Below are 24,075 nucleotides of genomic sequence, written 5' to 3' on the forward strand. Positions count from 1 at the left end.
CCTGCGATCAATCCACCTTGACCGTCCAGCCCAGCTCATCCGGCATGGTACCCCACTGGATGCCGGTCAGGGTATTGTACAGCTTATGGGTGATCTCGCCGATCTCACCGTTGTTGATATAGGCAACGTCGCCCTCGTAGCGCAGCTCGCCGACCGGAGAAATGACCGCCGCCGTGCCAGTGCCGAACACCTCTTCCAGCTTCCCGTCCTTGGATGCCTGCATCACGTCCGCGATCGGCAGGCGCTCCTCAGACACCGGAACGCCCCAGTGCTTGAGAAGATCGATGCAGCTCATGCGGGTAACGCCCGGCAGAACCGTACCCACACAGGGCGCGGTGTAGACCGTGCCGCCGATCTTGAAGAAGCAGTTCATCGATCCCACTTCCTCCACATATTTATGCTCCACACCGTCCAGCCACAGCGTCTGCTCGTAGCCAAGCTCATGCGCCTTTACCTGCGAGATCAGGCTGGCCGCATAGTTGCCGCCGCACTTGGTAAAGCCCGTGCCGCCCGGGCAGGCGCGGGTATATTCGTCCTCCACGAAGATCTTGACCGGATTGATGCCCGTCGAATAATACGCGCCGACCGGCGAGCAGATGATGATGAACTGGTGCGTTCTGGACGGGCGCACGCCAAGGTGCGGCTCGGTCGCAATCACAAACGGGCGGATATACAGGCTGGTACCCTCCGCATGCGGCACCCAGTCCTTTTCAACCGAAACAATTTCCTTGACCGCCTGCACAAAATCCTCCACCGGCAGGCTCGGCAGGCACATGCGGTGGTTGGTGTTAATCATGCGCTGCGCGTTTTTGTCCGGCCGGAACAGCTGGATCGAACCATCGGGCGTGCGGTAGGCCTTCATGCCCTCGAACGACTCCATCGCGTAATGCAGGACCATGGCCGCAGGATCGATCTGAATCGGCTCATACGGTACGATGCGCGCGTCGTGCCAGCCCTGCTCCTCATCGTGATCGATAATCAGCATGTGATCGGTATAATAGACGCCGAAGCCGAGGCTGTTTTCATCCGGCTTGGACTTTTTGTTGGCTGTGAGCTGTTTTTTGATCTGCAGCATGGTGGATTCACTCTTTCTTTCTTGTTTTTCTCTTTTATTATAGCACTTTGCCAAGATAAAGCAAGGCGTTTTTCGATACAAAGGGTGACAAACCCGCCGTGTTTTGATATAATAAGTTCGTATGAATTGCTGAAAGGGGTGACCGCGCATCAAACAGAAATGGAAAAAGCTGCTCAGTGTACTGCTGTGCGCGGCGCTCGTCCTGTTTTCATTTCCCGTCCCCGCCCGCGCGCTGACGCTGACCGCGGTCAATGATACGCTTCTGCCGCTTGACGACGGCACCATGCCCGCGCGTCTCGGCGGCGAGCTGTATGTGCCGTACAGCGTCTTTACCATGCTTGGCGTTTCCGCTTCGCAGGAGGGCGGCGTGCTGAGTCTCTCCGCAAACGGGGAAACGCTTAGCTTCTCCCCCGACGAGGGATATGTATACGACCAGAACCTGAACAGCTATTCGCCCCCCGCGTACCACCGGAACGGAACGGTTTATGTGCCGGTCAAGCTGTGCTGCGGCAAATTCGGCCTGAGCTATTCCACGCTGTCCTTTTCCGGCGAAACCGTGCTGCGCGTGACTGACGGTTCGGCGCAAAGCGACTCCTCGTTCACCTCCTCCAATGCGGATTCGATCCAAAGCGCGATCAATACATACAAGGGCGTCGCGCCGTCCACTCCATCGGGCGGCAGCGGCCAAACGACCGAGCAGCCGGCCGAGCCTCCCATCCCTCCGGTTGAAGAAAAACCGACGCAGAAGCCCGCGCGGGTTTACCTGACCTTCTATGGCGCGCCGACCGCCAACACCCCCGCCGTGCTGGACGCGCTCCACAACGCCGGCCGCCTGGCGACGTTTTTCCTTCCCGTGGATGCGTCCAGCTGGACGGACGACACCGTGCGCCGCATCGTTGCGGAGGGGCATACCCCCGCACTGCTGCTGAACGTTTCCCCCCAGACCGCGCCCGCCGACCTGGTTGCCAGCCTGACCGCCGCAAACGAGCGTCTGACGCTGCTCACCGGCGTATCCACGCGCATCGTTTCCAACGATACGGGCTGCGCCAAATTGACGCAGGCACAGCGCGACGCACTGATCGGCGCCGGCTACCGGCTGTGGGACTCCACCTTTGACAGCGGGGACGCCACCCAGTCCGCGGCAAGGGCATACGCCACCACCGCCCAGAACTTTGTCTCAACGACCGCGACCGTCGTGGTCCGCCTGCATCACAGCGCCTCCACAGCGCAGACCGTGCGCTCGCTTTCCGCCTATATGTCGAGGCAGGGCATCCCCTCGTCCCGCGTCATGCTGAGCGCCACACCGATCAACAGCGCTTCCGATACCCGATAGCTACCTGCGCATCTGTCATGGAAAACACGGCACAGCTTAAAGCTGTGCCGTGTTCTTTTCCTGCCGGACGCCGCTTTGGAACCGCGGCGCGTCTCCCCATCGGTTTTGCTATATCTGTTTCCGAATGTGGTCGAGCGCCCCCTTTTCCAGACGGGATACCTGCGCCTGCGAGATGTGGATTTCCTCCGCCACCTCCATCTGCGTCCGCCCCTCGAAAAAGCGCAGCCGGATGATGCGTTTCTCCCGCTCGCTCAGGCTGTCGATCGCTTCGCGCAGCGCAATGCGGGCGAGCCAGTTCTCATCGGTATTTTTATTGTCTCCCACCTGGTCCATCACGCATACCGTGTCCGCACCGTCATGAAAAACCGGCTCAAACAGGGATACCGGATCAAGGATCGCGTCAAGCGCGAATACAACCTCCTCCTTGGGTACGTCCATCGCCTTGGCCAGCTCCACTATATCCGGCTCGCGCTGGTGCTCGCGCATGAAGGCTTCCTTGGCCTGCAGCGCCTTATAGGCGGTATCCCGAAGGCTGCGGGATACCCGCAGCGCGCTGTTGTCCCGCAGGTAGCGCCGGATTTCCCCAATAATCATCGGCATGAACGTACAAAGGAGAAAACAGCTATCCCGCTGCCGTTTCGTATCCGCTGACGCCCTCAATGGCATAATATATTTCGGCCTTGCCGTTTTGCAACACGATTTTTTCTACGCAGGCGCGTATCAACGCCTGCCGCTCCTCACCGGCCAGGCTGTCCCAACAGGCGCCGATGGTATATAACGCCCGCCGCGCTTCCTCATCCTCCTGCCGCTGTTCCTGCCGCTGCGCGGCGGAAAGCGCCTGCTCGGCCCGTTCCCGCTCTTTTTTGACGCGCTCGATCGATTCGCGCAGCGTATCGTCTTCCGCGTCGGCATACAGTTCGTACAGGCGGCGCAGCTTGCGCTGGACCCGCTCCAGCGTCCGGCGGCACTCCGCCGCATCCCCCTGCCGTTGGCGCGGTGCCGACGGCTGCGCGGACAGCCTCGCCAGATCGCGTATGACGATCGCCTCCACCTCGCGCGCCATCACTCCCCGATTCGGACAGGCGGCATCATGCACCAGATGAGGCTTGGACTTATCCCGCGAGTAACAGACCAGCTTATCCCCCGCGTTGCCCCATTTCTGATAGCGCATTTTGGCGCCGCAGTGTCCGCAGACCAGCAGGCCGGCCAGCAGCTTTCCCGCCCCCGCGGCGCGCGGCCGGTTGGGACGGTGCAGCCGGCGCTGTGCGCGCGCAAAGGTTTCGCGGTCAATCAGCGGCTCATGCCGCCCCGCGTAGCGCTCGCCTTTATAGACGATCACGCCCGTGTTGCTCTCCCGATCCAATATCTGCCGCACCAGATGCTCGTATTTCAGCCCCAGCTCGCGCGCGATGCGTCCGGCCGACTGGCCCTCCAGATACCGCGCGTAGATCTCGCGCACGGTATCCGCATCGCCGTTGGGGACCAGGATGCCCTTCCCCGCGTCGTAATCATATCCAAACGGTATTTTGCCGCCGCCCGGCCAAAACCCCTGCTTGACGCGCTCGACCATGCCCATGCGGGTGCGCAGAAAGATGTTCTCGCGTTCGAGCTGGGCAAATGCGGACAGAATACCGATCATCGCGCGCCCATACGGGCTGCCGGTATCGATATTTTCATTGATCGATACAAAATCCACTCCATGCGGCAGAAAAACGTCCTCGATCAGGTAAAGCGTGTCTTTCTGGCTTCGGCTCAGGCGGTCGAGCTTGTAGACAACGACGCGCTCGACCGCGCCGGCGCGGATTTCCTCCACCAGTTCGGTAACGGCCGGCCGTGTCAGGTTGGAGCCGGAAAAACCGCCGTCCACATACCGCCGGAAGCGGGTGATCCCCTTCATCCGGCAGTACGCCTCCAGCTTTTCGGCCTGCGCCGCGAGCGAGTATCCTTCATCCGCCTGCGCTTCGGTCGATACGCGCAGATATAATGCGGTGTGTTTCATGAAATATCCTTTCCAAGACCGCGTTCCTCCGCTTCCAGTATAGCAGAGGGCGGCGGCTCCGGCAACGGAAGTTCCTGCCGGAAGCGCGCCTCGCGCAGCAGCATGCCGACCCCCTCCTGGTCAAGCAGCAGCGGCGGCAGCACGCCGTGCAGCCGCTTCCCGTTCAAATAACGCACCACGCGCATGCGGACCACCTCCTTTCCCCTTTATTCTGCCCAGGTTTCCCCTTTTGCAACCGTTCGGACGCTCTTCCAAACCGTTCCACAAAGCAACCAAAATATACTCAAAATAACACTTGTGGAAGTATCAGCATTGGGTGTATAATGGGGTATCGGAACTGTTTGACAGACGAACAAAAATTTAGAGGAGAATGCATCATGTTTGAAAATCTGATTGCCACGCTCAAGGCCGACAAGCGTAAAATCGTATTCACCGAGGGGCCGGACCCCCGCATTCTGGAAGCCGCCTCCCGCCTGAAGAAAGACGGCCTGCTGGATTCCATCCTGGTCGGCAATGTGGACGAAGTCAAGTCCGCCGCTGCCGCGGGCGGTTTTGACATCGAGGGCATGGAAATCATCGACCCCGCGGCTTATCCGGAAATGGACGCGATGGTCGCCAAGATGGTCGAGCTGCGCAAGGGCAAGATGACCGAGGAACAGTGCCGCGCAGCGCTTTCCAAGGGCAATTATTTCGGCACCATGCTGGTCAAGCTGGGCAAGGCGGACGCCCTGCTCGGCGGCGCTACATATTCGACCGCGGACACCGTCCGCCCCGCGCTGCAGATCATCAAGACCAAGCCGGGCAACAAGATCGTATCCTCCTGCTTCATCCTGCGCCGCGACGGTAAGGATGGCGGCGACGAGCTGTACGCGATGGGCGACTGTGCGATCAATATCAATCCGAACGAGGACGAGCTGGTGGAAATCGCCATTGAAACCGCAAAAACCGCCAAGGCGTTCGGCATCGACCCCAAGGTGGCCATGCTGTCCTACTCGACCAAAGGCTCCGGCAAGGGCGAAACGGTTGACATGATGAAGAATGCAACCGAAAAGACGAAAGCGGCCGCGCCCGATCTCGCGGTAGACGGCGAGCTGCAGTTCGACGCTGCGTTCTCCCCTGTCGTTGCGGCGACCAAGTGCAAAGGCTCTCCGGTTGCCGGCCAGGCCAACACCTTTATTTTCCCCGATATCAACGCGGGCAACATCGGCTACAAAATCGCCCAGCGTCTGGGCGGCTTCGAGGCCTACGGTCCGATCCTGCAGGGCCTGAACGCGCCGATTAACGATCTGTCCCGCGGCTGCAACGCGGATGAGGTCTATCAAATGGCGATCATCACCGCCGGCCTGAAATAACCCGACGCCGCACGGCAAACACCAAGCAAAAAGGACTGACCAGCCGGTCAGTCCTTTTCGTTTTCCTTTTGCGCCTGCGCACGCGCCTTCTGTGCGGCTTCCCGCCGCTCCTTTGCACTGACCGGTGGGGCCTCCTCCCTGATCTCGACAAACGCCCGCGTTTCCGGATCGAGACGTTTTGGCCCGCGGTAAGCATTGGTGTCCACCGAAAGGCCGCGTTTTCGCAACAGGTTATTGACCGCCTCGGTCGCCATCGTATACAGTACGGCGAACAGCGGCACGCCGACCGCCATCCCCACAAAGCCGAACACGCCGCCGAACACGAGGATCGCAAACATGACCCAGAAGCTCGACAGGCCAGTGGAATTGCCCAGTATTTTCGGCCCCAGGATATTCCCGTCAAACTGCTGAAGCGCCAGGATGAACAGCACAAAATATACCGCCTGCACCGGACTGATGACCATAATCAGGATGGTGCTCGGCACCGCCCCGATAAACGGGCCAAAAAACGGGATGATATTGGTCACGCCGATAATGACCGAAATCAGAAGCGCATACGACTGGTCCATCGTCATCAGCCCGAAGCCCATCAGGATGCGCAGTCCGGCAAAGCACAGCAGGCCGATGATGAGCGAATCGATCAGCTTGCCGGTGATGAATCCGCCGAATACGCGGTGGATATAGGCAACACGCTTGATGATGCGGTTGGCGCGCTGGATGGAAAACAGGCTGTACAGCGTCTTTTTGGCCTGCGCGCAAAAGGTATCCTTGCTGTTGAGGATATAAAGCGCGATGATAATGCCGATCAGCAGGTCGAACAGGACGGAAACCGTCGTTACAACGCCGGTCATCAGCGCGACCAGCTGCGGCAGCGCGCTGTTCTGCACCCAGTCGACGACCTGTGTGGAGAACTGCTCATACAACTGCAGGAAATTCCGCTCGATCACCGGATTGTCCTTCAGCAGCGACGCGACCCAGGTCGATATCTCGTCCAGATAGGTATCCATGGATTCCAGCAGGGAAAACACGCTTACGATCAGCTGCGGCAGCACCATCCACAGCAGCACGCCCACGACCGCAAGGCCGATCATCAGGGACAGGATGCTGCAAAGCCCCTTGGCGATCTGTGTCCCCCGCTTCATCCGCTGCGCCAGCTTAGGCTGCAGCACGCGGTACAGGCCGTTGAATACCGGCATCAGAAGGTATGCCATGACAAAGCCGTAGATAAACGGGCTCAGAATGCCGAGCAGCTTTTTGATCATGCGCCAGATGATCGGCAGCCAGCCCAGAAAATAAAAGACAAGCACACTGGCAACGATCACGCAGAACGCCGTCAAGCCCCACTGGAAATAGTGGGGCTGATTCTGCGCTTCCGTCCTATGTTGTTCTGTTGGTTCCTGCACGGACACGCTCCTCTCCTATCCTTCCGGCCGCGGGTTATTCTTCGTCGTCAAAGAAAATGCGCCAGAACAGGTACATCCAGGTCGCGGCAAACGCAACGAACAGGATGCCCCGAAACTTTTTGAAAAACTTTGCAAAGCAGGCGCCGAGCCACAGCCCGAACGACAGCATGCAGATCTTGAACACCGCGAAATCAAACATCGAGAACCCCTGCGCCTTGGACACCGCATGGTCCGTCCAGCGGGCCGCACAGTCGCGCGCGTCGTTCGCATAACCGAGCACCTGATTCGCGCGGCTGCGCAGCGCCTCACGGTCGATGGAATCCAGATAATTTTTCATAGCTTTTCTCTCCTTTTAACAAATATGTGAAACCGGTCACACCGTATTTTCGATTCGTATATCCTTTGCGATGCTGCAGGGCGTCGTCCCCATGGACGAGATCCGTCCCAGCCGCATCCCGATCTTCGCCGCGAGCGCATCCGCGTCCTCGCTCCCTGTTTCCTGCAGCGCCGCCTGCAGAATCCAGCCGGCCGCCCGTGCATCCGAGCCTGCCTCGTGATGATTCAGCTCAATGCCGAGCGCTGCGGATACCGTATCCAGTTTATGATTTTCCAGCGCCGGCCATACGCGTCGGGCCACCTTTACCGTACAGATATAGCGGCACTCCGGCACCGGCAGCTGGTAATGGCTCAGGCATGCGCACAGCACCGCCGTATCAAACATCGCGTTGTGGCAGACCAGAACGCTGCCCTCCGCCTCCCGCGCCACGGTGTTCCAAACCATATCGAACGCCGGCGCGTCCGCCACCATGCGTTCCTTGATATGGTTGACCCTGACATTGCCCCAGTGGAACTTTCCGACGCAGGCGGGCGGCTTGATAAGCGATACCTGCTCGCGGATCAGGCTGCGATCCTCAAACACCGCCACGCCAAGCGCACAGGCGCTGAGCGGAGAGGCGTTTCCTGTTTCAAAATCGAGCGCAACATACCTCATTCGAGCGCCTCCCGCGGCGCAGCGCCCGCTCTTTCCTTTGCGGCGAGCAGGAAACGGTACAGCGGCGCGAGCCGGCGCATGGTATCCACCATCGGCCCGACGAACGACCCGTCCAGCACGGGAGAGAAGTCGTTTGTTTCCCGAAAGTCCACGCCGATCTCCTTCCGGTTGAGCCAGGTCTGGTAGGCGGGCTTTGCATCCGGAAATTTCGGACGCTTATACAGCTCCCCATCCAGCCGCACCTGTGGGCAGGCGCGGACCGCCTCATACGCCTCCAGAAACAGCTTATCCTCTTTCAGGATCATCTCGCGCAGCGCCTCCATCTCGCCCTTCCCCCAGGCGCCCCAGCAGCCAAAGCCCCAGAACTCCGGACGGATCTCGAAATAATAGCACGGCACGGACTCATGCTCCCGACGCGGACGGCGAAAAAACATCCACATATTCGCGCGGTAAAGCGTCTTATCCTTGGTATAGCGGGTATCGCGCCGTACACGCGATACCATGCGCGAGGGCGTGACCACAAACAGCGGGTCGATCTCCAGCATGGCTGGGGTCATCTCCGCGATCAATTCATGAAATGGCTGGATCGCCAGCCGTTTGATCTCTTCTTTATGCGATTCATAAAATTCTCTGCTGTTTTGCAGACGGTTGAGCTGCAGCAGGTCGATGCCCGCTGCAGGAAAGCCTGTGAATGCCATGGAAAAGGGTACCACCTTTCTGCTTATCATTGTACCGCGTTTTACCGGTTTCCGCAACAGTATTTTGCAGACTTATCCCGCGCATGCCGCAAAATATTGTAGTCTGCAGCAGGCGGCGCCGTCCGTCTTGCCCTGACCCGCCGCTCCCCTTCCTATTCCGGCCGTCTGTCCGGCTTTCCCGTCCAGGGCTGTGTACGCACAGTGGACAAGCCGCCGGATTGGTGCTATAATAAACCCAATCTTTATCTGAAACAGGAGGGCGTTATCATGGAAAACCCTGAAAAATTGCTGGATCTGCTCAGCCAGGACGCACGCCTGACGCCGGCGCAGCTTGCCGCCATGACAGGCGCGACCGAAGCAGAGGTCGTCGAAGCGGTCCGCACCTTTGAAAAAAACGATACCATCCTTGGTTATAAAACCGTTATCGACTGGGACAAGACCTCCAAGGAAAGCGTCACCGCATTGATCGAGGTCAAAATCACGCCGGAAAAAGGCATGGGCTTCGACGAGATCGCCCGCCAGATCTATTCCCATCATCAGGTGGAAAGCGTTTACCTGATGTCGGGCGGCTTCGATCTGACGGTCATCATCAAGGACCGCACCATGCGCGAGGTCGCGCGCTTTGTCTCCGAGCAGCTCGCGCCGATGGAAAACGTCCTGTCCACCGGCACGCATTTCATCCTCAAAAAATACAAGGACTACGGTGTGGAATTCGACCCCTCCGATCGCGATAAAAGAGAGGTCATGATGGCATGGTAGATTACGAGCAGCTGCTCTCCGACCGTGTCAAGATCGTAAAGCCATCCGGCATCCGCCGCTTTTTTGACGCGGCGGCAGCCATGCCGGATGCGATCTCGCTCGGCGTCGGAGAGCCGGATTTCGAGACCCCGTGGCAGATTCGCCGCGCGGGCATTCAGTCCCTGGAAAAAGGACAGACGTTCTACACCTCCAACTGGGGCCTTGCCGAGCTGCGCAGCCAGATCGCGGGGCTGGCCCGCCGCAAATACCAGCTCTGCTATGACGCGGACAAGGAGATCCTCGTTACGGTCGGCGGTTCGGAGGCGATTGATAACGCCATCCGCGCGCTGGTCAACCCCGGCGACGAGGTGCTCATCCCCGAGCCCAGCTTCGTCTGCTATACCCCGCTGACCCAGATGGCGGGCGGCACCCCTGTCCCCCTGCCGACGCTGGCGGAGGACCAGTTCAAGCTGACGCCCGACCGCCTGCGCGCGGCGATCACGCCGCGCACCAAGCTGCTGATCCTGCCGTATCCCAACAATCCGACCGGCGCGATCATGACGCGGGACGAGCTGGAGGCCATCGCCGCCGTGCTGCGCGACACCAATATCATTGTCATTTCGGACGAAATTTACTGCAGCCTGACCTACGGCGCCGCGCCGCACGTCTGCTTTGCCGAGCTGGACGGGATGCGCGAGCGCACCATCGTCGTGGACGGCTTCTCCAAATCCTACGCGATGACCGGCTGGCGCCTTGGCTGGGCCATGGGTCCCAAGGAGTTGATGCGGCACATCTGCAAAATCCATCAGTTCGGCATCATGTCCGCGCCGACCACGGCGCAGTTCGCCGGCATCGAAGCCATCCGGACCGGCGAGGACGATATCGAACGCATGCGCACACAGTATGACATCCGCCGCCGCTACCTGCTGGGCGAGCTGCGCTCGATGGGGCTGACGTGCTTTGAGCCGCAGGGGGCGTTCTATATGTTCCCCTCCATCGCCTCGACCGGCCTCTCTTCCGAGGCTTTCTGCGAACGTCTGCTTCATGAGCAGCAGGTCGCCGTTGTACCCGGCAGCGCGTTCGGCAAAAGCGGCGAGGGGCATGTTCGCATCTCCTATTCCTATTCCATGAACCATCTGCGCGAGGCCTGCTTCCGCATGCGGAAATTCCTGCAGTCTTTATAATTCCCATCTGCGCACAGAAAACGGACTGCCCTTTTGGGGCAGTCCGTTTTGCGTTATTCCCATATCAGCTCTACCTCGCGCGGCAGGCCGTAATATTCTTTATAATACGCGTCATAGTAATCGTTGTGATACGGCATGGCCCAGCCGTACAGGTCGTTCGCAAACCGATGCTGCGTCAGGTGATCGCTGCCATCATAGGCGGCAATCGCAAGGCGGTTCGCCGCATCGACCGCGGCGTTTGCCCGATACCCGTCATACTGGTCCTTGAGCGTCGTCCACGCACAGAACAGCAAAGGCACACAGCACAGCGCCGCGCATACGGCCCGCGCGGGAAGATACCGGCACAGCAGCCACAGCAGCGCGGCCGCGGCCACAACAGCCGCCGCCCACGCCTGTCCCCAGTGCCAGGCAAGGATCGAGCCCGCGCCCAGCAGGTACAGATACGGCGCTTCCCGCATCAGGCAGACGGTAAACAGCAAAAGCATCACCGCGCCGCACAGCATGGTGCGCGGCCCGATCGTGGGTGACACCAGCATCATCACCTGCGAACCGACCCCCAAAATCAGGGCGAACAGCGGCGTCCACTCCCTTTCCATCGCGGAGCGGACGGAAATATAGAACGCGCACAGCAGATAGCCGCCCAGCACCGCCAGCGCGTAGGCCGCGACGCGGACAGGCACCTCGGGGCTGTTGCGCAGCAGCTCCGGCACCTGCTCCGGCAGCCAGAACCACGCGGAAAACGAAATGACCGACAGCACGGCGAACACACCGTCCGGCACGCTCCGGCGGCGCACCGCGCGCAGCAGCAGCCACAGCGGTATCGCGGTGAGCGTCAGGAAGTGGATGGGGAAAAGCGTATCCCCAAACAGAAAGGTCTGCCGCAGCTGCAGGACGTTATACTTCACCACAGCCAGCGTGCCGCCCTCAACCGGCGGCGGCGTGATAGACGCGCGGTAGGCGACCGACGGGGCGAGCAGAATGCTCGCCGCGCCCGCGGCCGAAAGCAGCAGCGGCCACAGCGCCTTTTTCGGGAACCCCTGCCTGCGGACGGCCCAATGCTCCCCAACCAGCAGCACGGTCAGCCCGACCGTCATCATGCTGGCCTGCTCGACCGTCAGACCCGCGAGCGCCCCGAACACCGCCGCCGGCAGCCATCCCCTCCTGCCGGAAAGCGCATCGCGCAACAGCACCCAGTATTCCAGGAAGAGCGCCAGCGGCAGGACATAGTTCATCGCGCCGGTAATCCAGTACACGCTCTGCCTTGTCAGCACAGCGGGCAGCAGGAAGATGCCGCACGCGCACAGCACCGCGGCGGCAACCGCCTGCCTCCAGCCGTCCGCCGCGAGCCGCGTCAGGTTGAGCGCGATCGTGCCGAGCAGGGCCGCGATAAACACCCGCGCAAACACGACGCGCCCGTCCGAACCCAGCAGGACCGCGTCCAGCAGGTGAACAAGGTTGCGCCCGTTGGCCGTCTGGTAATGCTGCGCGATGCGCGCCAGAAGCTCCCCCGCGCCCAGCCTGCCCCACCGGCCGTAAAACAGGTCGTCCCCCATCGGCACAACGTACTGCAGCACCGCATAGCAGCCGACAGTCACCAGCAGGAACACGCCCAGATAGATCCAGGGCAGATATTTTCTGTTTTGTTCCGCTTCCAATCCCATGGATTTAGAATACACAATACTGCGCCATATATGCGTCCATCAGCGGCAGCAGGTGCGCGTATTCCTCCTTATCCGCCAGATATTCGCGGATATCCTGCACCGTGACGAGCGCATGCACCTTGATGCCGAACTCCTCGCCAACTTCCATGACCGCGGTCTTGCCCGGGGTCGTGCCGATCTCGCAGCGGTTGACCGAAATGAACATATCGGTCACCTTCACATCCGCGCAGCCTTTCAGCACCGGCATGGTTTCGCGGATCGCGGTGCCTGCGGTAATTACGTCCTCAATGATAATGACGCGGTCCCCGTCTTGCGGCTTGTAGCCGACGATGCTGCCGCCCTCGCCGTGGTCCTTTGCCTCCTTGCGGTTGAAGAAAAAGGGCTTATCAATCCCGTAATTGCGGGCAAGCGCGCCGGAAACCGAGGTCGCCAGCGGGATGCCCTTGTACGCAGGGCCGAACATCGCGTCGAAATCGCCGCCGACCGTCTCCTTGACGAGCGCCGCGTAAAACTCGCCCAGGCGGGAGTTCTGCAGCCCTGTCTTATAGTTGCCGGTGTTGACGAAATACGGCGTTTTGCGGCCGGACTTGGTGGTAAAGTCACCGAAGCGAAGCACGTCCGCGCTCATCATGAATTCGATAAATTCCTTTTTGGAAGCTGTCAGCATATTATCATACCGTCCTTTTTTTGGTCTGCTTCCATTATACCAGATTTATACGCCCCCCACAAGGTTTACCGGAAAAGCTGCTCCTCGGCGAGTAAAAGGCCGCATTTCAGGCCAAGGGCAAAGCTCTGCTCCTGATACTGTGTCAAAAGCGCCATCAGGTCGTTCTGAAACTGCTTTTTCTTCCGTCCGCCCTTTTCCGCCCAGCGGTCTACCTGACGGTAAACGCGGTCCTCGACCTCGGTTTCGTGATAGTTAAGACCGCTTATAACCGCATCGTACAGCAGCGTTGTTATGGATTCCATATGTATCACCTCTTACGCTTATATTACCGAGATTCTCGTTAAAAGTCAATACCGAGTTTCTCGTTAATATATAATAACTTTGAGGTGATGATATGATTTTTCAACACTTGCGCGATTTACGCGAGGACAATAATCTTACACAAACACAGGTTGCCGAAATCCTGCATATTAAGCAAACGACATACAGCGGCTATGAAAGCGGAGCACATCGCATCCCAATTGATGCTTTGATCGCATTAGCCGATTTTTACAATACCTCCATCGATTATATCGTGGGCCGCACCAACAATCCCGCCCCGCCGAAAAAATAACACAATAAAAGCCCCGAAACCACCGGTTTCGGGGCTTTTCCTGTTATCGCAGCACCGCGCCCTGGTCGGCGGAGCTGACCATGCGGGAGTAGCGGTAGAGCCAGCCGGACTTGATGTTCGGCTCGCGCGGGACGAACTTCGCACGGCGCGCTTCCAGCTCCTCATCGGATACCTTGACGTTGACCTTGCTGTTCGGAATGTCGATGGCGATGGTATCGCCCTCCTGAATGAGCGCGATCTCTCCGCCCGCCGCCGCTTCCGGCGACACATGACCGATGGACGCGCCGCGGGACGCGCCGGAGAAGCGGCCGTCCGTAATCAGCGCGCAGTCCCTGTCAAGCTGCATGCCCGCCAGCGCAGAGGTCGGATTGAGCATCTCGCGCATGCCGGGGCCGCCCTTCGGGCCTTCGTAGCGGATAACGACCACATCGCCCTTTTGGATCTTACCCGCGTAAATGGCCTGGATCGCATCGTCCTCGGAATCGAACACGCGCGCAGGGCCTTCATGCACCATCATCTCGGGCGCGACTGCGGAGCGCTTGACCACGCAGCCATTTTTGGCAATATTGCCCCACAAAACGGCAATACCGCCGGTTTCGGAATACGGGCTTTCCAGCGGACGCACGACCTCGGGGTTCTTGTTCACGACGCCCTCGAGGTTCTCACCCACTGTCCTGCCGGTCGCGGTGATGAGCGACAGGTCGAGCAGGCCGCGTTTGGTCAGCTCTTTCATGATAGCCGGCACACCGCCCGCCATATACAGCTCCTCGATGTGGTGCGGGCCTGCGGGCGCAAGGTGGCAGATGTTCGGCACCTTGGCGGACAGCTCATTGAGCGTGGCCAGGTCGAGCGGCACGCCCGCCTCGTTCGCCAGCGCGAGCAGGTGCAGCACCGAGTTGGTCGAGCAGCCGATCGCCATTTCACAGGTCAGCGCATTGCGGAACGCCGCCGGCGTCAGGATGTCGCGCGGCTTGATGTCACGGCGCAGCAGCTCCATGACCTGCATGCCGGCGTGCTTGGCCAGATGGATGCGCGCCGCATGCACAGCTGGGATGGTACCGTTGCCGGGCAGCGCCATGCCGATGGCTTCGGACAGGCAGTTCATCGAGTTGGCCGTGTACATGCCCGAGCATGAGCCGCAGCCCGGGCATGAGCCGCACTCGCATTCCATGAGCTTTTCGTCGTCGATCAGGCCGGCCTTGTACGCGCCGACCGTTTCAAAGGTCTTGGAGAGTGAAATCTCCTCCCCGTTGTAATGGCCGGCGAGCATCGGCCCGCCGGATACAATGATAGACGGGATATTGAGCCGCGCCGCGGCCATCAGCATACCGGGTACGATCTTGTCGCAGTTGGGGATCAGCACGAGCGCGTCGAACTGGTGCGCCTGCGCCAACGTCTCCACGCTGTCCGCGATCAGCTCGCGGCTGGGTAGCGAATACTTCATGCCGATGTGGCCCATCGCAATACCATCGCACACGCCGATCGCCGGAACGAGTACAGGTGTGCCACCCGCGATACGGACGCCCGCCTTGGCGGCATCCGCGATTTTGTCAAGATTGATATGGCCGGGGATGATTTCGCTGTATGCGGAAACAATGCCGATGATCGGCTTGTTCATCTCCTCTTCGGTCAGGCCGCAGGCGCGTAGCAGCGAACGGTTTGGCATACGCTCTGCACCCGCGGTGATGTTGTCGCTTCTTTTGGACATGGGGGCTTCCTCCTTTTTGCAACACAGGCGGGCGGAAGCCCGCCCGCCTGTGCGCATTCAGCTTTTCACGCGCCCTCGGCGCGCATGTAACAGAAAAACAATGCCTGACTTTTTACACAAGAGCTGTAAAAAGCTTCGCTTTGTTGGAACTTTTCGCAGCCTCGGACGTGTCCGCGCCCCGCGCGGCACGTCCTCTTGCTTGAAACTGTGGTTTCAAACGAAAACAAAGTTTTTACTTCTTCAGCCAGCTCATCATGCTGCGGAGCTGCTTGCCGGTCTCCTCCAGCTGGCTCTCCGCCTCGACCTGACGGCTCGCCAGGAAACGGGCGCGGCCGCCCGCGCGGTTCTCCTGAATCCACTCGGAAGCGAAGGTGCCGTCCTGAATCTCGCGCAGGATCTTCTTCATCTCCTTGCGGGTCTCCTCGGTGATGATGCGCTTGCCGGTACGGTAATCGCCGTATTCCGCAGTGTCGGAGATCGAGTAGCGCATCTTGGCAAAGCCGCCCTCGTTGATCAGATCGACGATCAGCTTCATCTCGTGTACGCACTCGAAATACGCGTTCTCCGGCGCGTAGCCCGCCTCGACCAGTGTCTCGAAACCGGCCTTCATCAGCTCGCAGACGCCGCCGCAGAGCACGGCCTGCTCACCGAACAGGTCGGTCTCGGTCTCAGCACGGAACGTGGACTCCAGAATGCCCGCGCGGCCGCCGCCGATGCCGCAGGCATACGCCAGCGCAATGTCCATTGCCTTGCCGGAAGCATCCTGATGTACGCAGACCAGATCCGGAACGCCCGAACCTTCCACATAGGTACGGCGGACCGTATGGCCGGGACCCTTCGGCGCGATCATGATTACGTCAACATCTGCCGGCGGCACGATCTGCTTGAAATGGATGTTGAAGCCGTGCGCGAAAGCAAGCACGTTGCCCGGCTTGAGGTTGGGTTCGATCACTTCCTTATAGATATCCGCCTGCTTCTCGTCCGGAACGAGCATCATGATGATATCGCCCGCCGCAGCAGCCTCGGCCGGCGTCATAACGGTCAGGCCGGCAGCCTTCGCCTTTGCTTCGTGCTTGGAGCCCGGACGCAGGCCGACGACGACGTTCACGCCGGAATCATGCAGGTTCTCGGCATGGGCATGACCCTGGGAGCCAAAGCCGATGATGGCAACGGTCTTGCCGTCAAGCAGGGACAGGTTGCAGTCCGAATCATAATACATCTTTACCATTTTTGTTTCCTCCTAAGTTTATATAAAATGAATCAGGAAAACGAATTGATTTTACGCCTGCGGCGCGCATATAGAAAAGGGAGACTGCCCTCAACTATTTTTCGATTGCCGTTACGCCCGAACGGCTCATCTCCAGCACCTCGAAGTTGGAGATTACATCCAGGAACGCGTCGATGCGGCTGGGTACCTCGGAAAGCTCAACAATCAGGGCGCGCTCGGTGGATTCGATAATAGCGGCGCCGTACAGCTCGCAAAGCTGCCGGATAGCGTCGCGCACATCGCCCGCCTCGGCCTTCAGCTTGACGAACACCAGCTCGCTACAGCAGGAGTCCTCCTCCTGCAGATGGTCGACGCAGATGACCTCCTCCAGCTTGGAAAGCTGCTTCATGATCTGCTCCAGAATCGGTTCGTCGCCCTGCACGATGATCGACATGCGGGAAACCTTGGGGTCGGTCGTCGCGGACACGGTAAGGGAATCAATGTTGTAGCCGCGCCGGCCGAACAGGCTGGACACACGGGCCAGAACGCCCGCGTTATTCTGCACGGTCACAGAAAGGATATATTTTTGCATGCTGTCCTCTCCTTTTCTCAGTCCGCCACGATATCGTCGACCGTGCCGCCCGCCGGTATCATGGGCAGGACGCGTTCGTCCTTGTCGATCTGGCAGTCGATCAGCACCGGACCGGTGCGCTGCAGCGCGTCGCCCAGCGCCGCGCGCAGCTCGGCGATGTTGGTGGCGCGGAAACCGCGGCCACCAAACGCTTCCGCCAACTTGATGTAATCCGTCTTGCGGTACAGGTTGGTCTGGGAATAACGCTTTTCATAAAACATGGTCTGCCACTGGCGGACATTGCCCAGCACATTATTATTCATGATAACCGTGATGACCGGCAGGTTATAGGTAACCGATGTACACAGCTCGTTCAGGTTCATATGGAACGAACCGTCGCCGGTGATATGGATAACCGGCTTATCTGGAAACGCAACCTGCGCCCCCATCGCAGCGCCGTAGCCGAAGCCCATCGTGCCAAGCCCGCCTGACGTGAGAAAATGCCGGATTTTTTTGCAGCAGTTATACTGTGCGGACCAAAGCTGGTGCTGGCCGACATCGGTGGCGACGATCACATCGTCCCCCGCCATCTCGTAAATCGTCCGCAGCAACTGGTGTGGGTGGATGACACTGTCGTCGTCCTGCGGTACATAATCGAGCGTCCTCTGCCATTCGGCAATCTGCGCGCGCCATGCGCCGTGGTCGGCTTTCTGCACATAGGGCAGCAGCTTTTCGAGGAAATTCTCCGCGTCGCTGACCACAGCGTAATCCACGCCGATGTTTTTGTTGATCTCGGCAGCGTCGATATCGATATGCACGACCTTTGCCTTCGGTGCAAAGCGCGACGGATTGGTCGCCACGCGGTCGGAAAAGCGCGCGCCGATGCACAGCAGCAGGTCGCACCGCTCGACCGCCCACGCGGCCGAAACCGTGCCGTGCATGCCGACCAGCCCCAGGCTGAGCGGCTCGGTATCCGGAATACAGCCGATCGCCATGATGGTGTGAGCGGACGGGATATCCGCTTTTTTCATCAGCTCCAGCAGGGCCGCCCCCGCGTTTGCGGTCTCCACGCCGCCGCCGTAATAGATCATCGGCCGTTCGGCCTGCGCGATCATGTCGGCAACCGTCTGGAACTGCTCTTCGGTCACCTCATAGGTTTCATGCACCTCTACCTTTTCGCCCGAAACATAGTCGCAGGTGGCGCTGGTCACATCCTTGGGAATGTCGATCAGCACCGGTCCCGGCCGGCCGGACGCCGCGATGCGGAACGCGCTGCGGATCGTGTCCGCCAGCTCCTCCACATGGCGCACCACAAAATTGTGCTTGGTGATCGGCATGGTGATGCCGGCGATGTATACCTCCTGGAACGAATCGCGTCCGATCAGGCTGGTGCCGACGTTGCCGGTGATGGCGACCATCGGGATGGAATCCATGTAAGCCGTGGCGATGCCGGTCACCAGATTGGTCGCGCCCGGGCCGCTTGTCGCCAGGCATACGCCTACCCTGCCGGTCGCGCGGGCGTAGCCGTCCGCCGCGTGTGCGGCGCCCTGCTCATGCGCCGTTAAAATATGTCGAATGCGGTCGCTGTTTTTGTAAAGCGCATCATAGATATTGAGGACCGCGCCGCCCGGATAGCCGAATATCGTATCGACTCCCTGCTCGACGAGCACCTCCACCAAAATCTCCGAACCGTTCTTTACCATGCGGATCCGCCTCCTTTCCTGTCTTAAAGCAAAAATAAAAAAAGCCTCTGCCTCTTCAAAGAGACAAAGACTATCACTCTGCGGTACCACTCTTTTTGCCGCGCGCCAAAATGCCGAACGCGACCACTCAACCCGATCCTTTAACGCGGATCATGCGGAACACCTTACACGGGGCCTTATTTCATCCCTTTTCAGGCGCTCTGCTCGCGGAGGACTTTCGCGCTTCCTTTCCTCCACCGTCTCGCACCAACCGACGGCTCTCTCGCTGGATTCCAGGCGCTACTTTTCCGGTCATCGCCTATTGCAATATTCAAAATGTAATTCATATTATAAGACCGCTTTCGGGAAATGTCAACACCTTTTCGCATTTTACTGTGTTAAATTCTTGTCACAGGAATATTCTCCCGTTTTTGCGGCCATACTACACCGGAATCCATCAAGAAAAGAGGCTGCGTTATGGCTGTGCCACTGTTGCGTACCCTGATCCTTTATTTTGCCGTTGTGATTGCCGTGCGCGCCATGGGCAAACGGCAGATCGGCGAACTCGACCCCTCCGAGCTGGTGGTCACCATTCTTGTTTCCGACCTGGCGGCGGTTCCCATGCAGGACCTCGGCATTCCCATGTTTTCCGGACTGGTCCCGATCGCCACGCTGGTCGCGCTTGAGATTCTGGTGAGCTATGTCGCGCTGAAAAGCCGCCTTTTCCGGCGCCTGCTCAACGGGCAGCCGGCAATCATCATCCGCGGCGGGCTGCTCGATGTCAAAAAGCTGCGCCAGATGCGGCTGACCACGGACGAAATCATCGAAACCCTGCGTAAGCAGAATGTAGCATCGGTCTCGGACGTCAAATACGGCGTGATCGAGCCGGACGGCACGCTGACCGTCATCCTCAAGCAGCCGCAGCAGCCGGTCACGGCGGAAATGCTCGGCCTGACCCCCAAGGACACCGGCCTGCCGCTCGTTGTGGTGTCGGACGGCAAGCTGGTCGCCCGCTCGCTCCAGCTTCTCCGCCTTGACGCACGGGATATCGAAAACCGGCTGAAAAACCAAAGCATCGCCTTATCCGAGGTCTTCCTGATGACGCTGGACGACTGCGGCAATTCCTTTATTCAACGAAAGGGGGAAGCTTGATATGCAGCGGCTTTTTCTTGCCCTCTCCCTTTTGGCCCTGTTGGGCTGGGGCAGCTTGTGGAGCAGTCGGACGGTCGAAGCCACGGTGGACGCCATTGTTCAGGATATGGAAAGCGGCCGGCTGGAACAGGCCTACGAAAAATGGTCGGCCGCGCAGACCTTACTCGGCTCCCTGCTCCTGCACGAAGAGCTGGACGAGGTTAACCGCCTGTTTGCCCGTGTGCGCGCTGCCCAGAAGGAGCAGATAACGGACGACCTTCTGCTCGACCGAACCGAGCTGCTCGCTCAGCTCCGCCACCTGCCCGATCTGGAACAGCCGAACCTGAAAAACCTGTTCTAAAAGCACAAAAATATTCCTTCTTTTTTGTGGAAAATAATATAGCTTTTTCCTGTCAATTGTGATAGTATAAGTTTGTAATTGATATTTATTTTCATTAATGAGTATTGACAAGAAAGGAACGGTTTTATGAACAACGCTGCATATAAAAAGCTGGACTACAGCCTCGCGCTGCTGTCCACCGCAGAGGGCGGCAAAAATTTCGGCTGCATCATCAACTCCCTGCACCAGGTCACCTCGTCCCGTCCTCCCAAATTCACATTTTCTCTGAACAATGATTCCGCGACCTGTGCGGCGCTCAAGAAGAGCGGCGTTGCCGCGGCCACCCTGCTCGCCAAGCAGGCGGAGGACCGGCTCGTCAACGAGTTCGGCTACAAATCCGGCCGCGCGATCGATAAGTTTGCTTCTTTTGCCGTTCAGACCGACAGCCAGGGCTGCCCCTATCTGACGGATGGCATGGTGTCCCGCCTGAGCCTGAAGGTGACGGAAACCGTCGCGATCGGCTCCTACACGCTGTTTATCTGCGAGCTGCTCGACGCGGAGGTGCTCGGCGACGGCGACTGCCTGACCGTCAAGGAGTTTGAGAAGCGTGGCGAGGATGTTCCGCCCGTTGCGCCGGTCTATCACGAATTATCCGCGGACGCGGGCTGGAAATGCACGGTATGCGGCTATGTCCGGCTGGCGGAGGACATTCCGGATGATTTCATCTGTCCGATCTGCCGCGCGCCGCGCAGCAAGTTCGTCAAGCGCAGCGAAGCATAACGGCGTTTCCCCTTGCTTTCCGGCACCTCTCCCTTTGAGCAAAAGGGGGAGGTGCTTTTTCTTGCCTTTATCTTGCCGCCGTGTTATGATGGGGACGGACCGGCGCGCGGCTTCCCCGCCGCCCGCGGTCAATGCTTTGCTGCACATTCCTTGCCGCGTACGCGGCGGAAAACGGATAAAGGAGTAACTATATATGAAGAAAAACCTGTTGTTTGTCAATGGTTGTATCCGTGGCAGGGATTCGCGCACCCTGCGGCTTGCCCAGCGCGTTGTCAGCCGCATTCCGGATGCGGATATCGATGTGCTTCTGCTGCCCGCCCTCCATCTGACGCCCTACGGCGCGGCAGAGATCGCTGAACGGGATGCGCTTTCCCGCGCCGGCGCTTTCGACGCCCCGTTTTTTGCGCTTGCAAACCAGTTCAAAAACGCAGATGCCGTCGTCCTGGCCTGCCCTTTCTGGGACCTGAGCTTTCCCGCCATGGTGCGCGCCTATCTGGAACGCCTGTGCGTGACCGGCCTGACCTTCCATTATGACCAATACGGCCAGCCGGTCGCGGACTGCAGGCCGCGGCGGCTGCTCTATGTGACAACGCGCGGCGGCATCGTCGATAACAGCGATCCCGCGCTCGCCGACCACGGCAGCGCCTATCTGGAATCCATCTGCAAGCTGCTTTGCGGCGGCCGCTTTGACACCCTCGCGGCGCAAGGGCTGGATATCATCGGAAACGATGTCGAAGCCCTGCTCCAGCAGGCCGAAAAGCAGGCCGACCAGATCGCCGCGCACTTCTGGGATTGAGCAAGCGCAGCATAGAATAAATAGAAAAGAGGCTTTCCACAGGGAAAGCCTCTTTTTCATGTTGTTACCGCACTTTGCGCGATGCTTCAAACGAATCCGCGCGCACCCAGAACACCTCGGCCACCGACAGCGCCGCGTCGGTATACGTCCAGCCGCCGCGTCCGGTCTGGTGCTGCATGATGATGTCAAAACCGTGGCGTTTTTCCGCATTATCCTGCGCGAACTGCACGCTGCCATAGCCCACAATGGACGAAAACGCGAAGCTGTACCGGCACGCCAGATCGCCCTCTCCGGTCAGCCCATCCTCGGTATCCAGCTCAAAGCACACGCGCGGGTCTTTGCGCAGCGCGTCGATCTTTTTCCCTTTCAGGCCGCTGTGGAAATACAGCGTCAGGCCGCTTTCATCCCAGGTATAGCCGAAATTGAGCGGGATCACATACGGCATCCCTTCCGCGGTCATCGCCACGCGGCAGGTTTTGCAGGCACGGAGGATCGGCTCTATATTCTCCCGCCCCGTGATCTCTCTGTCTTTTCTGCGCATTTTTCTTCACCTCTGGACAAGCATACCATGTTTTTCCCTTTTGGGCAACCCCTATCCGGCGGCAGAGCACTCCCAAAGACCGGCGATCTGTCCGGACAGCGTATCATAGGACCATACCTTTCCGCTCCGCTCCACGCTGTTCGGATCGCGGACCGTATATCCTCCATCCGCGCGGCCGTACAGCACAATAAAATGTCCCTCGGTCGTAAAATCCCCCGGCAGCATGGAGCAGATCACCGGATGGCCCGCGTCCAGCGCGGCGTCGATCTGCGCCTGGTCGAGCGCAAGCTGGCGGCACTGTACGCCCAGCGAGGGCGCGCCCTCACTCAGCAGCGACCAGCTTGTCCCCTGCCCCGGCACATAGTATCCCTGTTCCGCGGCGAACTGCGCCACGCGGTAAGGGGTGAGCGTGGGGTCGCCGGTCAGATAGGACGCCGCCATGGAAAGGCAGGCCGGCGCACAGCCGCTGACCGCAACCGTGCTTTCCCCATAGGGCTGGTACCCCCACCGCATGTCCCATTGCAGCAGCAGCGGCACGGTGTCCAGCGGTTCTGTGAGGGACTGCACCGGCGCGTCCCCATGATGCGCCGGATACCCCAGCACAAACTCCAGCGTTTCGCTGTTGCGGGCAAGCAGATCGAGGTATTCCGGCGGATAGGCCTCCGGCGCATCCACGATCGCCTGCGCGCGGCTGTCCCTGTGCGCGAGCTGGACGATCGACGCGGCCGTCCCGTCTTTCACGGCGATACCGCGCGCGGCCCAGTCGGCCTCCACGCGCACGCCGTCCAGCAGGCGCAGGCCGCCCCACGCCACCACGGCCAGCACCGCCAGCAGGAACAGCGCGCGGAGGGGATGGCGGCGCTTTTTCACCCGCTTGCGCCGGCGCGGGGCTGTCCTGCTCACGGGCTTGGGCGCGGTCCTGTCCGGCGCGGCCGCGGCCGTCCGGCGTACCGTCTCCCCAGGTATGCTGATGTAGCGTGTCGTCATATCCGTTCCCTTTCCCGACGGGCGCTTTACGCGCGTCTGCCGTATCGTGTTTACAGTATAGCGGGCCTTTCTTAAGATTCCGGCAGGGGATTTCTTAAGATTTTCTGAAGCCCTCTATCTATAAGAGTCAGAAAGCCCCCGATCCGTTGCAGAATATCTGCGGCGGACGGGGGCTTTTTTCCCTCCTGCAAACAACACGGTACAGGGACGGGTCTTGTTCTCAGGTATTATGGTCGGAAACGTGGAACTGCTTCAGGTTGCCGATCTTCTGTGCGCGCACATCCATTTCCGCGCACACGTCCGCGAGCGTCACGCCGCATTCGTTCATCATCACCATCATGTGATAGAACACGTCGTTGATCTCGCCCACCAGCTCGGCCTTATCGCCGTTTTTTGCCGCGATAATGGTTTCGGCGCACTCCTCGCCAACCTTTTTCAAAATCTTATCCAGACCCTTTTCAAACAGGTAGCAGGTATACGAGCCCTCCTGCGGCTCAGCCCTGCGCTGTGCGATCACAGCCTCCATTTGCTCAAAGGAATTCATGCTGTTCATCCTCCTTATCTTTTCTGCCGCTTCCATAATAAAGCCGCCCATCACTGCGGCCGCGCCTGCTATCA

Annotated in this window: 26 protein-coding genes, 1 pseudogene and 1 other annotated feature; of the genes and pseudogenes, 9 read left to right on the forward strand and 18 right to left on the reverse strand. The window is 59.6% G+C overall.

Going from position 1 to position 24,075, the window contains the following annotated elements; translation table 11 throughout:
- Positions 1 to 7 precede the first annotated feature (7 nt).
- Entirely contained in the window at positions 8 to 1,075 is a 1,068-nt protein-coding gene (locus tag ACYQ3S_RS02615; RefSeq protein WP_459687194.1) for a branched-chain amino acid aminotransferase, read from the reverse strand.
- A 283-nt stretch (positions 1,076 to 1,358) separates the two neighbouring features.
- Here ACYQ3S_RS02615 and ACYQ3S_RS02620 point away from each other — a divergent pair, with 283 nt between their 5' ends.
- Entirely contained in the window at positions 1,359 to 2,408 is a 1,050-nt protein-coding gene (locus ACYQ3S_RS02620) for a polysaccharide deacetylase family protein (RefSeq protein ID WP_459687195.1), read from the forward strand.
- A 108-nt stretch (positions 2,409 to 2,516) separates the two neighbouring features.
- On the opposite strand, the pseudogene ACYQ3S_RS02625 reads toward ACYQ3S_RS02620, so the two are convergent.
- From ACYQ3S_RS02625 to ACYQ3S_RS02635, 3 genes and pseudogenes are all read right to left on the reverse strand, one after another.
- Positions 2,517 to 3,008: pseudogene (locus ACYQ3S_RS02625) on the reverse strand (sigma-70 family RNA polymerase sigma factor); the annotation flags it as partial.
- A gap of 22 nt (positions 3,009 to 3,030) precedes the next feature.
- The gene (locus ACYQ3S_RS02630) at positions 3,031 to 4,407 is read right to left on the reverse strand and encodes a recombinase family protein (RefSeq protein ID WP_459687196.1); all 1,377 of its coding nucleotides are present in this window, start codon (positions 4,405 to 4,407) and stop codon (positions 3,031 to 3,033) included.
- Complete coding sequence (locus tag ACYQ3S_RS02635; RefSeq protein WP_459687197.1) at positions 4,404 to 4,592, reverse strand: hypothetical protein; 189 nt, start codon at positions 4,590 to 4,592, stop codon at positions 4,404 to 4,406. Before ACYQ3S_RS02635 ends, ACYQ3S_RS02630 begins: the two co-directional genes overlap by 4 nt.
- A gap of 192 nt (positions 4,593 to 4,784) precedes the next feature.
- Here ACYQ3S_RS02635 and pta point away from each other — a divergent pair, with 192 nt between their 5' ends.
- Entirely contained in the window at positions 4,785 to 5,759 is a 975-nt protein-coding gene (pta, locus tag ACYQ3S_RS02640; RefSeq protein ID WP_459687198.1) for a phosphate acetyltransferase, read from the forward strand.
- Between the two features lie 47 nt (positions 5,760 to 5,806).
- On the opposite strand, the gene ACYQ3S_RS02645 is transcribed toward pta, so the two are convergent.
- Genes ACYQ3S_RS02645 through ACYQ3S_RS02660 form a run of 4 tightly spaced genes read right to left on the reverse strand, consistent with a single transcriptional unit; the run spans position 5,807 to position 8,851 of the window.
- Complete coding sequence (locus ACYQ3S_RS02645; protein WP_459687199.1) at positions 5,807 to 7,162, reverse strand: AI-2E family transporter; 1,356 nt, start codon at positions 7,160 to 7,162, stop codon at positions 5,807 to 5,809.
- Between the two features lie 34 nt (positions 7,163 to 7,196).
- Positions 7,197 to 7,499 carry a hypothetical protein gene (locus ACYQ3S_RS02650; RefSeq protein ID WP_459687200.1) on the reverse strand — a complete coding sequence of 101 codons (303 nt, stop codon included), beginning with the start codon at positions 7,497 to 7,499 and terminating at the stop codon, positions 7,197 to 7,199.
- A gap of 36 nt (positions 7,500 to 7,535) precedes the next feature.
- A complete protein-coding gene (locus tag ACYQ3S_RS02655) occupies positions 7,536 to 8,153 on the reverse strand; it encodes a 3'-5' exonuclease (protein WP_459687201.1) in 618 nt (205 codons plus the stop codon).
- Positions 8,150 to 8,851 (reverse strand): DUF2461 domain-containing protein, encoded by a 702-nt coding sequence (locus ACYQ3S_RS02660; RefSeq protein ID WP_459687202.1) that lies wholly within the window; start codon positions 8,849 to 8,851, stop codon positions 8,150 to 8,152. The genes ACYQ3S_RS02655 and ACYQ3S_RS02660 overlap by 4 nt, the downstream gene beginning before the upstream one ends.
- Before the next feature lie 267 nt (positions 8,852 to 9,118).
- On the opposite strand from ACYQ3S_RS02660, the gene ACYQ3S_RS02665 reads away from it, so the two are divergent.
- Complete coding sequence (locus tag ACYQ3S_RS02665) at positions 9,119 to 9,610, forward strand: Lrp/AsnC family transcriptional regulator (RefSeq protein ID WP_459687203.1); 492 nt, start codon at positions 9,119 to 9,121, stop codon at positions 9,608 to 9,610.
- Positions 9,604 to 10,773 (forward strand): pyridoxal phosphate-dependent aminotransferase, encoded by a 1,170-nt coding sequence (locus tag ACYQ3S_RS02670; protein WP_459687204.1) that lies wholly within the window; start codon positions 9,604 to 9,606, stop codon positions 10,771 to 10,773. Before ACYQ3S_RS02665 ends, ACYQ3S_RS02670 begins: the two co-directional genes overlap by 7 nt.
- Before the next feature lie 53 nt (positions 10,774 to 10,826).
- Here ACYQ3S_RS02670 and ACYQ3S_RS02675 read toward each other — a convergent pair whose 3' ends face one another.
- The 3 genes from ACYQ3S_RS02675 to ACYQ3S_RS02685 form a co-directional block, all read right to left on the reverse strand.
- Positions 10,827 to 12,449 carry a DUF6056 family protein gene (locus ACYQ3S_RS02675; protein ID WP_459687205.1) on the reverse strand — a complete coding sequence of 541 codons (1,623 nt, stop codon included), beginning with the start codon at positions 12,447 to 12,449 and terminating at the stop codon, positions 10,827 to 10,829.
- Complete coding sequence (gene pyrE / locus ACYQ3S_RS02680; RefSeq protein ID WP_459687206.1) at positions 12,439 to 13,101, reverse strand: orotate phosphoribosyltransferase; 663 nt, start codon at positions 13,099 to 13,101, stop codon at positions 12,439 to 12,441. The genes ACYQ3S_RS02675 and pyrE overlap by 11 nt, the downstream gene beginning before the upstream one ends.
- Before the next feature lie 65 nt (positions 13,102 to 13,166).
- Positions 13,167 to 13,403, reverse strand: a complete 237-nt coding sequence (locus tag ACYQ3S_RS02685; protein ID WP_107630634.1) for a hypothetical protein — start codon at positions 13,401 to 13,403, stop codon at positions 13,167 to 13,169.
- A gap of 92 nt (positions 13,404 to 13,495) precedes the next feature.
- On the opposite strand from ACYQ3S_RS02685, the gene ACYQ3S_RS02690 reads away from it, so the two are divergent.
- On the forward strand, positions 13,496 to 13,714 hold the full coding sequence (locus tag ACYQ3S_RS02690; RefSeq protein ID WP_262563823.1) for a helix-turn-helix domain-containing protein: 219 nt from the start codon (positions 13,496 to 13,498) through the stop codon (positions 13,712 to 13,714).
- Between the two features lie 43 nt (positions 13,715 to 13,757).
- Here ACYQ3S_RS02690 and ilvD read toward each other — a convergent pair whose 3' ends face one another.
- The 4 genes from ilvD to ilvB form a co-directional block, all read right to left on the reverse strand.
- Entirely contained in the window at positions 13,758 to 15,422 is a 1,665-nt protein-coding gene (ilvD, locus tag ACYQ3S_RS02695) for a dihydroxy-acid dehydratase (RefSeq protein ID WP_054326213.1), read from the reverse strand.
- 232 nt (positions 15,423 to 15,654) lie between these two features.
- Entirely contained in the window at positions 15,655 to 16,650 is a 996-nt protein-coding gene (gene ilvC, locus ACYQ3S_RS02700; RefSeq protein ID WP_054326212.1) for a ketol-acid reductoisomerase, read from the reverse strand.
- Between the two features lie 94 nt (positions 16,651 to 16,744).
- Positions 16,745 to 17,221: an acetolactate synthase small subunit gene (gene ilvN, locus ACYQ3S_RS02705; protein WP_054326211.1), complete on the reverse strand. Its 477-nt coding sequence runs from the start codon at positions 17,219 to 17,221 to the stop codon at positions 16,745 to 16,747.
- A gap of 17 nt (positions 17,222 to 17,238) precedes the next feature.
- Positions 17,239 to 18,903: a biosynthetic-type acetolactate synthase large subunit gene (gene ilvB / locus ACYQ3S_RS02710; protein WP_459687207.1), complete on the reverse strand. Its 1,665-nt coding sequence runs from the start codon at positions 18,901 to 18,903 to the stop codon at positions 17,239 to 17,241.
- 56 nt (positions 18,904 to 18,959) lie between these two features.
- Positions 18,960 to 19,207, reverse strand: a binding site (T-box leader).
- A 152-nt stretch (positions 19,208 to 19,359) separates the two neighbouring features.
- On the opposite strand from ilvB, the gene ACYQ3S_RS02715 reads away from it, so the two are divergent.
- The 4 genes from ACYQ3S_RS02715 (at position 19,360) to ACYQ3S_RS02730 (ending at position 21,929) form a co-directional block, all read left to right on the forward strand.
- Positions 19,360 to 20,034 carry a DUF421 domain-containing protein gene (locus ACYQ3S_RS02715; RefSeq protein WP_459687208.1) on the forward strand — a complete coding sequence of 225 codons (675 nt, stop codon included), beginning with the start codon at positions 19,360 to 19,362 and terminating at the stop codon, positions 20,032 to 20,034.
- A 1-nt stretch (position 20,035) separates the two neighbouring features.
- On the forward strand, positions 20,036 to 20,374 hold the full coding sequence (locus tag ACYQ3S_RS02720; RefSeq protein ID WP_459687209.1) for a DUF4363 family protein: 339 nt from the start codon (positions 20,036 to 20,038) through the stop codon (positions 20,372 to 20,374).
- 126 nt (positions 20,375 to 20,500) lie between these two features.
- Entirely contained in the window at positions 20,501 to 21,133 is a 633-nt protein-coding gene (locus ACYQ3S_RS02725; RefSeq protein ID WP_054326208.1) for a flavin reductase, read from the forward strand.
- Positions 21,134 to 21,326: 193 nt separating this feature from the next.
- Complete coding sequence (locus ACYQ3S_RS02730; protein WP_459687210.1) at positions 21,327 to 21,929, forward strand: NAD(P)H-dependent oxidoreductase; 603 nt, start codon at positions 21,327 to 21,329, stop codon at positions 21,927 to 21,929.
- Positions 21,930 to 21,993: 64 nt separating this feature from the next.
- Here the strand turns inward: ACYQ3S_RS02730 and ACYQ3S_RS02735 are convergent, their stop codons facing one another.
- The 3 genes from ACYQ3S_RS02735 to hisE all read right to left on the reverse strand — a co-directional run bounded on the left by ACYQ3S_RS02735 (position 21,994) and on the right by hisE (position 24,001).
- Positions 21,994 to 22,470 carry a pyridoxamine 5'-phosphate oxidase family protein gene (locus ACYQ3S_RS02735; RefSeq protein WP_459687211.1) on the reverse strand — a complete coding sequence of 159 codons (477 nt, stop codon included), beginning with the start codon at positions 22,468 to 22,470 and terminating at the stop codon, positions 21,994 to 21,996.
- 51 nt (positions 22,471 to 22,521) lie between these two features.
- Entirely contained in the window at positions 22,522 to 23,457 is a 936-nt protein-coding gene (locus tag ACYQ3S_RS02740; protein ID WP_459687212.1) for a C39 family peptidase, read from the reverse strand.
- 220 nt (positions 23,458 to 23,677) lie between these two features.
- Positions 23,678 to 24,001 (reverse strand): phosphoribosyl-ATP diphosphatase, encoded by a 324-nt coding sequence (gene hisE, locus ACYQ3S_RS02745; RefSeq protein WP_459687213.1) that lies wholly within the window; start codon positions 23,999 to 24,001, stop codon positions 23,678 to 23,680.
- Positions 24,002 to 24,075: the final 74 nt, after the last annotated feature.

It is taken from the genome of Agathobaculum sp. TL06 (assembly GCF_054658635.1).

Excerpts from the sequence above, each read along its gene's own strand:
- ilvD (WP_054326213.1), bottom strand. The coding sequence starts at position 15,422 with ATGTCCAAAAGAAGCGACAACATCACCGCGGGTGCAGAGCGTATGCCA.
- ACYQ3S_RS02660 (WP_459687202.1), bottom strand. The coding sequence starts at position 8,851 with ATGGCATTCACAGGCTTTCCTGCAGCGGGCATCGACCTGCTGCAGCTC.
- ACYQ3S_RS02650 (WP_459687200.1), bottom strand. The coding sequence starts at position 7,499 with ATGAAAAATTATCTGGATTCCATCGACCGTGAGGCGCTGCGCAGCCGC.
- ilvC (WP_054326212.1), bottom strand. The coding sequence starts at position 16,650 with ATGGTAAAGATGTATTATGATTCGGACTGCAACCTGTCCCTGCTTGAC.
- ACYQ3S_RS02615 (WP_459687194.1), bottom strand. The coding sequence starts at position 1,075 with ATGCTGCAGATCAAAAAACAGCTCACAGCCAACAAAAAGTCCAAGCCG.
- ilvB (WP_459687207.1), bottom strand. The coding sequence starts at position 18,903 with ATGGTAAAGAACGGTTCGGAGATTTTGGTGGAGGTGCTCGTCGAGCAG.
- ACYQ3S_RS02665 (WP_459687203.1), top strand. The coding sequence starts at position 9,119 with ATGGAAAACCCTGAAAAATTGCTGGATCTGCTCAGCCAGGACGCACGC.
- ACYQ3S_RS02655 (WP_459687201.1), bottom strand. The coding sequence starts at position 8,153 with ATGAGGTATGTTGCGCTCGATTTTGAAACAGGAAACGCCTCTCCGCTC.
- ACYQ3S_RS02730 (WP_459687210.1), top strand. The coding sequence starts at position 21,327 with ATGAAGAAAAACCTGTTGTTTGTCAATGGTTGTATCCGTGGCAGGGAT.
- ACYQ3S_RS02690 (WP_262563823.1), top strand. The coding sequence starts at position 13,496 with ATGATTTTTCAACACTTGCGCGATTTACGCGAGGACAATAATCTTACA.
- ACYQ3S_RS02725 (WP_054326208.1), top strand. The coding sequence starts at position 20,501 with ATGAACAACGCTGCATATAAAAAGCTGGACTACAGCCTCGCGCTGCTG.
- ACYQ3S_RS02740 (WP_459687212.1), bottom strand. The coding sequence starts at position 23,457 with ATGACGACACGCTACATCAGCATACCTGGGGAGACGGTACGCCGGACG.
- pyrE (WP_459687206.1), bottom strand. The coding sequence starts at position 13,101 with ATGCTGACAGCTTCCAAAAAGGAATTTATCGAATTCATGATGAGCGCG.
- ACYQ3S_RS02635 (WP_459687197.1), bottom strand. The coding sequence starts at position 4,592 with ATGCGCGTGGTGCGTTATTTGAACGGGAAGCGGCTGCACGGCGTGCTG.
- ACYQ3S_RS02670 (WP_459687204.1), top strand. The coding sequence starts at position 9,604 with ATGGTAGATTACGAGCAGCTGCTCTCCGACCGTGTCAAGATCGTAAAG.
- ACYQ3S_RS02720 (WP_459687209.1), top strand. The coding sequence starts at position 20,036 with ATGCAGCGGCTTTTTCTTGCCCTCTCCCTTTTGGCCCTGTTGGGCTGG.
- ACYQ3S_RS02620 (WP_459687195.1), top strand. The coding sequence starts at position 1,359 with ATGCCCGCGCGTCTCGGCGGCGAGCTGTATGTGCCGTACAGCGTCTTT.
- ACYQ3S_RS02735 (WP_459687211.1), bottom strand. The coding sequence starts at position 22,470 with ATGCGCAGAAAAGACAGAGAGATCACGGGGCGGGAGAATATAGAGCCG.
- ACYQ3S_RS02685 (WP_107630634.1), bottom strand. The coding sequence starts at position 13,403 with ATGGAATCCATAACAACGCTGCTGTACGATGCGGTTATAAGCGGTCTT.
- hisE (WP_459687213.1), bottom strand. The coding sequence starts at position 24,001 with ATGAATTCCTTTGAGCAAATGGAGGCTGTGATCGCACAGCGCAGGGCT.
- ACYQ3S_RS02715 (WP_459687208.1), top strand. The coding sequence starts at position 19,360 with ATGGCTGTGCCACTGTTGCGTACCCTGATCCTTTATTTTGCCGTTGTG.
- pta (WP_459687198.1), top strand. The coding sequence starts at position 4,785 with ATGTTTGAAAATCTGATTGCCACGCTCAAGGCCGACAAGCGTAAAATC.
- ACYQ3S_RS02630 (WP_459687196.1), bottom strand. The coding sequence starts at position 4,407 with ATGAAACACACCGCATTATATCTGCGCGTATCGACCGAAGCGCAGGCG.
- ilvN (WP_054326211.1), bottom strand. The coding sequence starts at position 17,221 with ATGCAAAAATATATCCTTTCTGTGACCGTGCAGAATAACGCGGGCGTT.